Origin of the sequence: Streptomyces sp. NPDC006925 (assembly GCF_042869575.1) — a bacterium.
Classification (GTDB): Bacteria; Actinomycetota; Actinomycetes; order Streptomycetales; family Streptomycetaceae; genus Streptomyces.
The window spans coordinates 1-12378 of sequence record NZ_JBIAGB010000016.1 but is presented as its reverse complement, the minus strand read 5'-3'; the positions used below and the strand labels follow the sequence as shown (position 1 = coordinate 12378).

General features: G+C 69.0%; 8 protein-coding genes and 4 pseudogenes. 7 read left to right on the top strand and 5 right to left on the bottom strand.

Annotated elements, in window-relative coordinates:
- Positions 1 to 5: 5 nt before the first annotated feature.
- The 3 genes and pseudogenes from ACFYNS_RS21090 to ACFYNS_RS21080 all read right to left on the bottom strand — a co-directional run bounded on the left by ACFYNS_RS21090 (position 6) and on the right by ACFYNS_RS21080 (position 2687).
- Positions 6 to 620 carry a dihydrofolate reductase family protein gene (locus ACFYNS_RS21090; RefSeq protein ID WP_388604471.1) on the bottom strand — a complete coding sequence of 205 codons (615 nt, stop codon included), beginning with the start codon at positions 618 to 620 and terminating at the stop codon, positions 6 to 8.
- Positions 621 to 709: 89 nt separating this feature from the next.
- Positions 710 to 1167, bottom strand: a pseudogene (locus tag ACFYNS_RS21085) (TIGR03618 family F420-dependent PPOX class oxidoreductase).
- 38 nt (positions 1168 to 1205) lie between these two features.
- Entirely contained in the window at positions 1206 to 2687 is a 1482-nt protein-coding gene (locus tag ACFYNS_RS21080) for an MFS transporter (protein WP_388604470.1), read from the bottom strand.
- 110 nt (positions 2688 to 2797) lie between these two features.
- On the opposite strand from ACFYNS_RS21080, the gene ACFYNS_RS21075 reads away from it, so the two are divergent.
- The 3 genes from ACFYNS_RS21075 to ACFYNS_RS21065 all read left to right on the top strand — a co-directional run bounded on the left by ACFYNS_RS21075 (position 2798) and on the right by ACFYNS_RS21065 (position 4668).
- The gene (locus tag ACFYNS_RS21075) at positions 2798 to 3283 is read left to right on the top strand and encodes a MarR family winged helix-turn-helix transcriptional regulator (protein WP_276477296.1); all 486 of its coding nucleotides are present in this window, start codon (positions 2798 to 2800) and stop codon (positions 3281 to 3283) included.
- A 176-nt stretch (positions 3284 to 3459) separates the two neighbouring features.
- Positions 3460 to 3762: an acylphosphatase gene (locus ACFYNS_RS21070; protein ID WP_388573996.1), complete on the top strand. Its 303-nt coding sequence runs from the start codon at positions 3460 to 3462 to the stop codon at positions 3760 to 3762.
- A 54-nt stretch (positions 3763 to 3816) separates the two neighbouring features.
- Positions 3817 to 4668, top strand: coding sequence for a Mut7-C RNAse domain-containing protein (locus ACFYNS_RS21065; protein WP_388604468.1), 852 nt, complete (start codon positions 3817 to 3819; stop codon positions 4666 to 4668).
- Between the two features lie 21 nt (positions 4669 to 4689).
- Here ACFYNS_RS21065 and ACFYNS_RS21060 read toward each other — a convergent pair.
- Positions 4690 to 5102 (bottom strand): annotated as a pseudogene (locus tag ACFYNS_RS21060) (protein-tyrosine phosphatase family protein); the annotation flags it as partial.
- Between the two features lie 894 nt (positions 5103 to 5996).
- Between ACFYNS_RS21060 and ACFYNS_RS21055 the strand changes: the two are divergent.
- Genes ACFYNS_RS21055 through ACFYNS_RS21045 form a run of 3 tightly spaced genes read left to right on the top strand, consistent with a single transcriptional unit; the run spans position 5997 to position 10991 of the window.
- Positions 5997 to 6395: a hypothetical protein gene (locus tag ACFYNS_RS21055; protein WP_388604466.1), complete on the top strand. Its 399-nt coding sequence runs from the start codon at positions 5997 to 5999 to the stop codon at positions 6393 to 6395.
- 24 nt (positions 6396 to 6419) lie between these two features.
- On the top strand, positions 6420 to 10691 hold the full coding sequence (locus tag ACFYNS_RS21050; protein ID WP_388604464.1) for a DUF6531 domain-containing protein: 4272 nt from the start codon (positions 6420 to 6422) through the stop codon (positions 10689 to 10691).
- Positions 10692 to 10712: 21 nt separating this feature from the next.
- The gene (locus ACFYNS_RS21045; protein ID WP_360295930.1) at positions 10713 to 10991 is read left to right on the top strand and encodes a hypothetical protein; all 279 of its coding nucleotides are present in this window, start codon (positions 10713 to 10715) and stop codon (positions 10989 to 10991) included.
- A gap of 210 nt (positions 10992 to 11201) precedes the next feature.
- On the opposite strand, the pseudogene ACFYNS_RS21040 reads toward ACFYNS_RS21045, so the two are convergent.
- Positions 11202 to 11566: pseudogene (locus ACFYNS_RS21040) on the bottom strand (transposase); the annotation flags it as partial.
- A gap of 36 nt (positions 11567 to 11602) precedes the next feature.
- Here ACFYNS_RS21040 and ACFYNS_RS21035 point away from each other — a divergent pair.
- Positions 11603 to 12240: pseudogene (locus ACFYNS_RS21035) on the top strand (RHS repeat-associated core domain-containing protein); the annotation flags it as partial.
- Between the last annotated feature and the right edge of the window lie 138 nt (positions 12241 to 12378).

Genomic DNA, 12378 nt, shown 5'->3' with positions numbered 1-12378 from the left:
AGCCGTCAGCGGACGTCGTAGGTCAGATGCGTGGCGGTCGAGGTCGCCGTCACGGCACGCTGCACCAGCGTGCGCGGCGTCCCGCCGGTGAACAGCGGCGTCCCGGAGCCCAGCACGACGGGTGCGAGGTGCAGTTGCAGCACGTCGACCAGCCCGGCGTCGAGCGCCGAGCCGACCAGTGCGCCGCCACCCATCAGGAATGCGTCCAGCTCCCTGCCGCTGCCCGACGATGCCTCCTCGGCGCGAGCGCGCGCGGCGGAGACCGCGTCGGACAGGCCGGTGGTGACGAAGGTCCAGTCGAGGTCGGTGAGCCGCACCGACTCCGGCGGCGTGCTCGTGACGACGAAGAACGCGGGCTTGCCGACCTCGCCGGCGCCGTAGCCGCTCCGGTCGTCCCAGCCGTGGGGCCCGTCGACCACGTCGAAGAGCCGGCGGCCGAGGACCACGGCACCCGAGCGGGCGGTCGCCTCGCGCAGGATCCGGCGGTCGTCGGGGTCGTCGGAGAACGCCCAGGTGTGCAGGGCCTCGCCACCGGTGCCCAGCCCGTTCTCGGGGCCGGGGTCCGGGCCGGTGACGAAGCCGTCCAGAGAGACCGAGATGTCGGCGATGATGCGTGTCATACAGAGGCGGACCGGCTCCGTCGCCGGAATTCATCGCTCGGCCCGGAAGAAATCCGCAGCCGTCCCCGGCCGCCGCGTCCCGGTGCGGGTCAGCCGGCGCCCTCGACATCGAGCGCGGTGCCGTAGAGCCGGGACACCCGGAGGCGGATGACCACACGCCGTTCCTGTACGGCTTCGGCCAAAAACCTCTCCTCGTCCTCCGGGGTGGCGAAGCCGCCGGCCATGGCAGCGAGCTCACGGCCGACGGCGTCGCCGGGATCGGCGGTGGGCTCGGAGACCTCGGCCTCGCCCTCGGCGACCGCGAAGGTCCACACGTCGCGGCTCACGTGCAGGGCCGCGTGCGGGTCGGCGCGGAAGTGCCGGGGCTTGAGGCGGTCGCGGGTGGTGGAGATCCGCAGGACGCGTGCCGCCGCGTCCCAGCGGTACAGCACCGTGGTCAGGTGCGGGTGGCCGCTGCTGCGGACGCTGGCCAGCGTGCCGAACTGCTGCTGGGAGAGGAGTGGTCGAGCTCGGAGTCGGTGAGCGGGCGGGGGGCGGGGCCGGGCATGGCGGTTCCTTCGGGGTGGTGGGACGGGAGGTCGGCTGTCAGTTCGCGGGTTGCTCAGCGGCGGCGAACGGGTCCGGGGCCGGTGCCACGGGAGTGCCGCCTTCGGATACGGGCTTGCGGAGTGCCGCGAACGCGAGGACGAAGGCCAGGACGAGCAGCCCGGTGCCGGTGGCGAACGCCGCGTGGTAGCCGCCGGTCAGTGCGGCGGCGCGGCTGCCGCCGGCGGCGGTGAGGCTGTCGGTGCGGGCGGCCGCCAGGGTGGAGAGGGCGGCGACGCCCAGCGCCATGCCGATCTGCTGGGTGGTGTTGAACAGCCCGGAGGCCAGTCCGGCGTCGCTCTCGTCGGCGCCGCTCATGCCCAGCGAGGTGAGGGCGGGCAGGGCCAGGCCGAAGCCCGCCGCGAGCAGCATCACGGGCAGCAGGTCGGTGGCGTAGTGCGCGTGCACCGGCAGTCGGACGAGCAGTCCCAGCACGCCGATCAGGAGCGCGATCCCGGTCAGCAGCACGGCGCGTTCGCCGTACCGCGCGATCAGCCGGGCGGAGGCGCCCAGCGAGACCGCTCCGATGATCACGGCGGCGGGCAGCATGGCGATGCCGGTGCGGGCGGCGCTGTAGTCGAGGACGTTCTGCAGGTAGAGGGCGAGCAGGAGTTGGAAGGAGAAGAGGGCCGCGACCATCAGCATCTGCACGAGGTTCGCCACGGCCACGCTGCGCGAACGCAGCACGCGTGGCGGCATCAGCGGGGTGTGGGCCCGCACCTGGCGCCGCGCGAAGCCCGCGAGCAGGACGGCGCCCGCGAGTGCGGGCACCAGGGTGTGCGGCGAACCCCACCCGTGGCCGGTGGCGTTGACGACTCCGTAGATGCCCGCCATCAGCCCCGAGGTGATCAGGAGCGCGCCCCAGCCGTCGGCGCCGGCCCGCAGCCCGATCCCGGCGTCCGACGGGAGCGAGGGGAGGGCGAGCGCGAACACGAGGGCGCCGATGGGCAGGTTGATGAAGAAGATCCAGTGCCAGTCGAGCAGGTCGGTCAGGACGCCGCCGAGGACCTGGCCGATGGAGGCCCCGGCGGCGCCGGTGAAGCTGAAGACGGCTATGGCCCCCGCTCGTTCCTTGCTTCCGGGGTAGAGCGTGACGAGGATGCCGAGCCCGACGGCGGTCGCCATGGCGCTGCCGACGCCCTGCAGGAAGCGGGCGGCCAGCAGGAGGGCGGGGGTGGTGGCGAGTCCGGCCAGCAGCGAGGCGGCGGTGAAGACGCCGGTCCCGGCGAGGAACATCCGTTTGCGGCCGAGGAGATCGCCGAGCCGGCCGGCGAGCAGCAGCAGGCTGCCGAAGGCGACGAGGTAGGCGTTGACGACCCAGCTCAGCTCCGAGGGGGCGAAGTCGAGGTCCCGTTGGATGGCCGGGAGCGCCACGGTGACGATGGAACCGTCCAGGATGATCATCAAGGTGCCGGCGGCGATGACGCCGAGTGCGAGGCCGCGGGGGCCTCTGGCTGCGGAGGGTGAGGGGGATGCGGACATGGCGGCCTCTCGGTTCGCACGGCGGAGGGAGCGGAACGAGACATGACCGTAGCAGATAGTTTTGTTGCAGACGATATTCTTGGGGACGATCCTCCCGGTAGGCTGACCCCATGACCGCCATGACCCCACCGGCCCGCACCCAGCCGGACCTCTCCTACCTGCTGGACCACACCAGTCATGTGCTGCGCACCCGGATGGCGGCGGCGCTCGCGGAAATCGGGCTGACGGCGCGCATGCACTGCGTACTGGTGCACGCGCTGGAGAGCGAGCGCACCCAGAGCGAGCTGGCCGGGATCGGCGACATGGACAAGACCACGATGGTGGTCACCGTCGACGCGCTGGAGAAGGCCGGACTCGCCGAGCGCCGCCCCTCCAGCACCGACCGCCGGGCACGGATCATCGCCGTCACCGAGAAGGGCGCCCGGACGGCCGAACGCAGCCAGCGGATCGTGGACTCCGTGCACGGACAAGCGCTCGACGCGCTGCCGGACGGCGACCGGGAGACGTTCCTACGGCTCCTGGAGCACCTGGCCACCGGCCACCTGAGCACCCCCTCCCCCGCGCCCGCCCGCCGGGCCCGGCAGCACAGCGGCTGACCCCCTCGTACGCGGGCGCGGGCTGCGAACCCGGCGCCGAGCGGCCGCAGAACGCCCGGAACAACCGCGTCCGGCCCGGAGCACCGCGTCCATGAGAGACGCGGGAAGCCGGGATGCCCCCGGGCGGGGTTCGCGCGACCATGGCCGGGCCACCACCCGAGGGCTGGAGTGAACCGATGGCTGTGCGATCCCGGCGGGTCGTCGTGACGGGGCAAGTGCAGGGCGTCTTCTTCCGGGACACCTGCCGCCGGACGGCCGCCGCGCAAGGAGTACGCGGATGGGTGCGCAACCTGCCGGACGGCGGTGTCGAAGCCGTCTTCGAGGGTGCGCCGGAAGACGTCGACGCCCTGGTGGAGTGGGCCCGCGAAGGACCACCGGACGCGTTCGTCGACGACGTGTGGATCACCGAACAGGAACCGCAGGGACACACCGCCTTCCAGGTACGCACCACCGCGCCCGCACCGGAGGAGGACCGGTGACCGCCCTGACACCGGACCTGGGCCCGTGACCGCCCCACCCCGGGGCGGGACCCGGTGACCACCCCGGCGCGGCCGCCGGCCTCCGCGGCCCGGCTCCGCATCCTGGTACCCGAGGAGTTGCGCCACTTCCTCCCCGCGCGGCGGCGCGGCTCGGCCCGGGACCCAGACGGCATGCCCTGCCCCTACGACGGTGCCGCCTCGCTGGGCCACGTGGTGCAGTCGCTCGGCGTACCGCTGACGGAAGTGTCCCGGCTGCGGGCCGACGGCGAGCCTGTTCCTGCCGCGTACCGCCCGCCGGACGGCGCCCGTATCGAACTGTTCCCCGTGCCCCGCCCACAGTCGCTGCCGCCCACGGCACCCATGCCGCCCCGGTTCGTGCTCGACGTGCACCTGGGAGCGCTGGCCCGGCGGCTGCGGCTGCTTGGGGTGGACACCGCCTACCGCAACGACGCGGCCGACCCGGAGCTGGTGGAGCAGGCCGCGGCAGAGCGCCGCATCCTGCTGACCCAGGACCGCGGCCTGCTGCTCCGACGAGCACTGTGGCTGGGCGCCTATGTGCGCGGGAGCCGCCCCGACGAGCAGCTCACCGACGTACTGGACCGCTTCGCCCCGCCCCTGGACCCGTGGACCCGCTGCCCGGCGTGCAACGGGACGCTCGCGTCCGTCCCCAAGGAGGAGGTCGCCGAGCAGCTCCCGTCCGGCACCCGGCGCACCTACGACACGTTCACCCGCTGCACCGCCTGCGGACACCTCTACTGGCCCGGCGCCCACCACCCCCGGCTCGCGGCCCGCGTCGCCGCCGCCCGGCGCGCGTCCGGCGGCGGGCCGGCGTCCGGCGACGGGTCCGGCGGCGGGCCGGCGTCCGGCGACGGGTCCGGCAACTCCTCCGGCCGCGACGCCAGATGAGGCACGCTGAGTCCGCCGGCACCGCCACACATACCGGCGCTGCCACGGGGTCTCGACAGCGCGGCGCGCGTAGTGCTCCTGGCGTAGCCGACGGCCCGCTCGGCCGGCACCCCGTCGAGCACGGCCAGGCAGGCGAGGGCTACCGGTGCGGCCCACCCCGCCACCGCAGGCGACCTCCACCCGTTCGTCCGCCGCCCGCTCCCACATCTGGCGCAGCGCGGACCGTGCCTCGGCGCGGTCACTCGGCAACCGGAAGCCGGGCCACCGCAGCCAGCGGGACTCCCTGACGGCCAGGGCAGGCAGCCGCCCCAGGTAGATGCCGAACTCCGGCTCCGCGCCGGACGGCAGGGCATGGCGCAGCCCGCGACCGCGGACGAGCCTCCCGGACGGCAGACGCAGACCCCCGGAGCACCGGGGTCCCAAGTGGCGGACACAGCACGAAGCTAAGCGGCTGCCGGCACCACGGAGACGGAGTCCGCAGGGTCCGGCATGGTCATGCCCCCTGATCGGCGAGAAGTTGGGCGTCTCGGCTTCTACGGGGCCACCTGGTTGACACACCGGCTCGGCTCCGACATGCAGCTCCTCGCACGCAGAGCTCCGGACGCGACGATCAGCACCTCTCGAGTGAGTACGGGAAACCAAGCACAAGTTGGCGAATCATGCCGTCATAACGCTCGCCCAGCTCGCACCCCCTGTCCGCCACCGACTCGAACGCCTGCACCCACTCCAGGAGAGGCGTACCGCAGCGGCCCGCGCCCTGCCAATGGACATTCATCCAGCTGTCTGAGTGATGGCATGATTACAATCGAGTATGTTTCGGCGTGCGGGGGCTCGAGTGCGATCTGAACCGACCGTGCCGCGCCGCCAGTTGGTCATTCTGGAGTTGAACTCGGTGAGCAAGCGGAGCTTCTGTCACGCCTCGTTGGCCACATCGGCCTCCCCCGCCGCCGAGTCCCTCGCGGTCGACTCCGGCGAGGGCGATGCGGACCCGCGAACCTGCACGTACGTCGCGAGGACGGCTCAGGAGACCGCCGGGCCGAGGCGAGAGACGCTGAGTGCAACATCGGTTATGAGCACGCCTCCTTCCACGGTGGCGAAGGTGCCTACGCGCAAACGGCACACCCCGGTATGGGACATGCCCTTTACCGACTCTGCACACCCCGACGGCCCCGACGGTCGATGACAGCCTTCCGACAGGTAGTCAGACCTTCCGGCAGGAATTGACCGTCCAGGAGTTCCAGTCTTTCGTCCGCGATTGATCACGCGGTCGGCTGTCTCGACCAGCTATGCAGGAGGTTGCCTTGTCGCACGGTGATGAGCTTGCGCGGATGCAGCTGAATCACACCACGAGTTCGGATTACGGGGCGGGGGCGACCAAGGGTGGGGAGGTGCTGGGGATCGAGGTGCCGGAGTTGAAGCTGGCGGCTCCGGTCTTCGGCAAGCAGAGCAGGAAGCTGAGCAGGGCGCTGACGACGCTGATCACCACGCTGGACGGTCTGGGGGAGCCGTGGGGCGATGACCCTACGGGTGAGAACTTCGCCAAGGACTACAAGTCCTACCAGCGGTCTCTCGAGGAGGCGGCGGGGGTGCTGGTGCTCGGGCTGGTGAGTATTCATGAGGCGCTTGACGACATGAAGGACGGGCATGTCGAGAACGAGGACTTGATCAAGGGGATGTTCACCAAGGCTGTCCGTGAGCGCGGTGACCGGGATGCGGACGGCAAGTAGGACCACACAGGGGGGCGGCGGCGCGTGAGCGCTCTGGAGAAGGCGTGGGAGATCCTCGAGCGGATGGGCCTGATCTGGCCCGACGGGGACGAGGGCAAGCTGCGGGATGCGGCCAAGGCATGGCGGGCGTTCGCGAAGGACGCCGAGGAGGTGCAGGGGGACACCAACCACTCGGCGCAGCGGATCCTGGAGGTCAACAGCGGCGAAGGGGTCGACGCGTTCGAGACGTTCTGGTCCCGCTATGTCGGCAAGGGGGAGAAGGGCTGGCTGCGCAGCCTGCCCGAAGCGGCCCGGGACATGGCCAAGATGCTCGACGAACTCGCCGATGACATCGACGGCACAAAGAAGCAGATCCGCAGCGAGATCGTGGGCAGCGCGGCGGTGATCGCGGCCGGGATCGTGCTGACCGGCCCCACCCTCGGAGCTTCGGACGCGGCGGCGGCAGCAGCGGCGACCGGGATCGTCACCCTCAGCATCGAGAAGTCCACGTCCCTGGCCACACGCGCCGCGGCGCTGGTCGCACGTATCGCGCGGGGTGCGGTCTTCGCCGGGGTGAGCAGCGTCGCCATGGACCTGGCCGTGGCCCAGCCCGCGCGCATCCTGGCCGGACAGCAGGACGGGATCAGCCTGGAGGAGGTCAGCAACGCCGCGAAGTACGGCACCCTGACCGGCGCGGTCCTGGGACCCTTCGCCCCCGGACCGGGGGCGAGGCCGCCGATGATGCGCCCGCCCGCCTCGCTGCGCGAGAAGCTCATCCCGGGCAAATCCGCGCGGCCGACGGAGAAGGTGCCGGGCGCCGGTGAGCCGGTCGATGTCGCCACGGGCGCGATGTTCATGCAGTTGACCGACCTGTCCCTGCCGGCGTCGCTGCCGCTGCACTTCACCCGCACTCATGTGTCGTCGTACCGGGCCGGGGTGTGTTTCGGCCCGAGCTGGTCCTCCACCCTGGACGAACAGGTCCAACTCGATCCGCAGGGCATCGTTTTCGCGGCCGCCGACGGCATGCGGCTGGTCTACCCCGTCCCGGAGCCGGGCGTGCCCCTCCTGCCGGAGAAAGGCCCGCGCTGGCCCCTGGAATGGGACGGCAAACCCGACGGCGTGCTGACCGTCACCGACCCCGACAGCGGCGTCACCCGCACCTTCGCCCACCCCGGCCCCACCCAGGACGAGACAACCCTCAGACTGCCGGTGGAATCCTGGCAGGACCGCAACGGCACCCGCATCGAGGTGGACCGCGACGCGAACGGGATACCCAGCGCGGTGCGCCACTCCGGCGGCTACCACCTCGCCCTCGAGACCGAGGGACAGCGGATCACCGCCCTGCGGCTGCTGGAGGAGGCGCCCTCGGCGTATGAGCGGGAGCAGGCGCCGGCACCGGGCACGCTGGTGATGCGCTATGGATACGACGAGGCCGGCAATCTGGCCGAGGTGATCAACTCCAGCGGCAAGGCGATGCGCTTCACCTACGACGGTGACGGGCGCATGCTCTCGTGGACCGACCGCAACGGGGTGTGGTGCCGCTTCACCTACGACGAGGCGGGCCGCGCGGTCCGCACCGAGGGCACCGACGGCATCTACAACGACACCTTCACCTACGACGACGCCACGCGCACCACCACCTACACCAACGCACTCGGCCACAGCACCGTCTACCACTACAACGACGACGGCCAAGTCACCACCGAAACCGACCCACTGGGCAACACCACCCACACCGAATGGGACACCCGCGGCCACGACCGCCTCTCCCACACAGACGCACTCGGCCACACCACCCGCTACCACTACGACCAGGACGGCAACCTGGCCGAAGTAATACTGCCCGACGGCTCCCGCACAACCGCCACATACAACACACTGCACCAGCCGACCGAGGTGACAGAACCGGGCGGCGCGCGCTGGCAGCACACCTACGACACATTCGGCAACCTCACCCGCTCGGCAGACCCGACCGGAGCGACCACCCACTACGTGTACGACACGAACGGGCATCTGACCAGCGTGACGGACGCCCTCGACCACACACGCGAGATCACTCCCGACGCGGCAGGACTTCCCACCGCCGTGACGAACGCGCTGGGGCACACCACTCACATCGAGCGCGACACCTTCGGCCGCATCACCTCGATCACCGACCCCCTCGGACACGTCACCCGCATGGCCTGGACGGTCGAAGGCAAACCACGTTGGCGAGAGGATGCCGAAGGGGGACGCGAGAGCTGGACCTGGGATGCCGAAGGCAACCTCCTCACCCACACCGACCTTGCCGGCTACACCAGCCACCACGCCCACGGGCCATGGGACATGCCGGTGTCGCGCACAGACCCGGACGGGGCCACCTACACCTTCACCCACGACGAGGCCCTCCGCCTCACCCGGGTCACCAACCCACAGGGCCTGCACTGGGAATACACGTACGACCCGGCAGGCCGCCTCATATCCGAGACCGACTTCAATGGCGCGACCCTCTGCTACGAACGCGACGCAGTGGGCCGACTGACGTCTCGCAACAATGCGATGGGCCAGACCCTTCGCTATACCCGTGATGTGCTGGGACGGATCGTCGAGCAGCACGACGAGGACGCGACCGAGGTGACAACGTATACCTATGACCCCTCCGGCGACCTCATACGTGCCACCAACCCGGATGCTGAGCTCGCCTTCACCCGAGACGTGCTCGGTCGCGTACTGACCGAGACGATCAACGGCCTCACTGTTTCGTACACCTACGATTCGCTCGGCCGGCGCACCCAACGCATCACACCCTCCGGACTCACCTCTACCTGGACCTATGATCCCGAAGGCCAGCCTCTGGAACTGTCCACTGATCACGGTGCGCTGGCATTTACCTACGACGCAGCAGGCCGCGAAACCGAACGCCGCAGCGGCGCGGTCACCTTCACCCAGCAGTGGGACGCGGCCAACCGCCTCACCACACAGACGGCAAAGTCAGGGCCGGAGCTTCTCCAGCACCGCACCTATGGCTATCGCCCGGACGGCCACCTCACCGAGATCCGCGAGCTCGCCACAGGCACCCGCCGCTTCACCCTCGACCCGATCGGCCGCGTGACGCGCGTCAGCGCGCACGGCTGGCGGGAGACATACGCGTACGACCCGGCAGGCAACCTCACCAACGCCGAAGCACCCGACCACCCGGTCCCAGGCAAACGCCAGGCCGAAGGAACCCTTCTCCACCGAGCCGGCCGCACCTCGTACGACCATGATGCGGCGGCCCGGCGTACCGCCACAACACGCCGCCTCCTGAACGGCCAACGCCGCGCCTGGACCTATAGCTGGAACGCGGAGGACCGCCTCACCGCAGTCACGACGCCGGACGGCGAGACCTGGACGTACGCCTACGACCCTTTGGGCCGCCGAATATCCAAGAGTTCTCCGGACGGCGAGACGACCACCTTCTCCTGGGACGACACCCGCCTCGCCGAGCAGACCACGCCCGACGGCAAATCCATCACCTGGGACTACACCCCGGGCACCCACCGCCCCCTCACTCAAACCAACCACACCGAGCTCGTCCCGGAGCCCGGTTCCTCACTTCTCACCAAACTCACCGAGCCCACGGCAACGCGTCCCGCATTCCACGCTGTTGTCACCGACCTGACGGGCACTCCCACAGAACTCGTCACCCCCGAGGGGGTGCTGGCCTGGCAAAACCGCACCGCTTTGTGGGGCACTCCCCTCCCCTCGCCTGACGGCCACGGCGACGTCACCTGCCCACTCCGCTTCCCGGGCCAGTACGCCGACCCTGAGTCGGGCCTGCACTACAACTACTTCCGCTTCTACGACCCCGAGACGGCTCGCTACCTCACGCCCGATCCCCTCGGCTTGGCGCCGGCTCCGAATCATCACGCGTACGTGACCAACCCGCACGCATGGTCCGACCCTCTCGGCCTTGCGGGATGCTCAGACGGTGACTACGCAAATCTGTACGGCGGGGAGGAAGGCGGTGTAATAGCCAATGTGAAGGACGGCGTGTTGAGCCTTGCTATTGAGAAAGGTCCGACTACCCCCAGGGGGGCCCAGATGTTCGATGACGCTATCAGACACTTCGGCCCGGAAAAACTGAACGCAGTGGAAGGGAAATGGGTTCCGGCGATGCCCAGCAACCTCAACACCTTTAACGAGAAGGTACGTTCCGGTCTGACTCCCCAGGAAGCAGCAGCTGATACATTTACGGGAAAAATGGCAGCCCGGCATGGCTTCGGCCGTGTGGAAGTGGTTAAACTGGAGGGCCCACTAGGACATTACACGAATGTTCAGGTGAGATTCATCAGATGAACCATAAAAAAGGGAAAATCAATGAAAGAAGCACTGGAAATGGTTCGCCGGATGGCGATCGAAGGCAAGTCTTTCACGGTGATTGTGGCAGATCTCTGTGAAACCGAATCTTTTGCCGCCACGCCGTTCAATCTCATGCGAGTGTTGTACGAGGCCCTCGGGGCAGACTTTCACCAGGCCCGCGGGATGATGGAGATGTACGACGCTTCGCTGTCGCCGCTCGCCTCTGCCCCCGAGATCGACCAGGCGGGAGAACCCCTGTTGTCCGCCTATCGGGAGCGCGGGACGGCAAGCCGTTGAGCCGACATGACTCAGTTTCAGGACGACTCCACCACGATTCCGCACGTACACGTCGAACTAGAAGTTCCACCGGCATGCGGCGGACGGTAGCCATACCCCGGAATCGATCGAGGATCTTCCTCCGAACCCCCGCACCAGGCCGATTACATATACTAAACGTCCCAATCGTTGTCACCGGGATTCCCTGCACCTCAACTACTCACACCCGGTTTCGGAGCGTGCGGACCGGATAGCCTGCATGGCTTTCTCGCCGGAAGCGGGGAGGGTGTCGATCAGGCAGGAGATGGTCGGGGCGGAGGCCACCAGGCCAAAGACGGTCGGCTCACAGCGCAGCGTCGCGGCGTCCGCGTGGCAGTCCCCACCCGGTGCGACCGCCCGAGCGACGTACAGCGGGGCCTTGCGGGATCGTGGACAGCTCGCGGTTTGCTTCACGGAGCCAGAGCCTGGAATACGGCCCGGTCAAGACCGGTCTTACGGAATGTTTCGATTAGCAAGAGCGACCCGGCCTGGGAGACGATCCGGCGGCCGTCGTCCTGGACACGGACGCGAGGGTAGGACCCGATAGAGTGCTTCACCTGGGAAGTCCCTCCCGCGATGACAGGAACAAGGGACACGATGAGGCTGGCCGACTCACACACAAGAACCGCAAACGCCTCAACGGCCAACGGCAAAACTGGTCCTACACCCGGAACTCCGAGGACCGCCTCACCCGAGCGACCACACCCACGGGCGAGCCATGACACTACACCTACGACCCGCTGGGCCGCCGCATATCGAAAATCAGCCCAGAGGGTGCCACCGTCACCTTCACCTGGGATGGCACTCGCCTGGCCGAACAGACCACCAGCGACGGCAGGACCACGGCCTGGGACTACGCCGCCGGCACGCACCGTCCCCTCACCCAGACCGACCACACCGCGCTGACCAGCAGCCCAGGAGGCTCACTCCTCACCAAGATCGGCGAACCAACAACCAACCCCCGCTTCCACGTCGTACTCACCGACGTCACCGGCACCCCCACTGAACTGGTCACTCCGGACGGCCACACGCCTGGGAACACCGCACCACCCTTTGGGGCACACTTCTCCAGGGCCCACCCGCCCTCGCCGACGTCGCATGCCCCCTCCGTTTCCCCGGCCAATACGCCGACCCAGAAACCGGGCTCCACTACAATCTCTTCCGCTACTACGACCCCGAAACCGCCCGCTACCTCACAGCCGACCCCCTCGGTCTCACGCCGGCCCCTAACCTCCGGCTTTCACGAGGCGTGGTGTCCGATGGGTGATCACATAGGGACTGTAAAACGTTCGGTGTAACTCCTGATCAAGGAAGATGCATCGATGACCAGTGAGAACGTGACCGAGGCCGAGTCCGTCGAGGCAGTTGA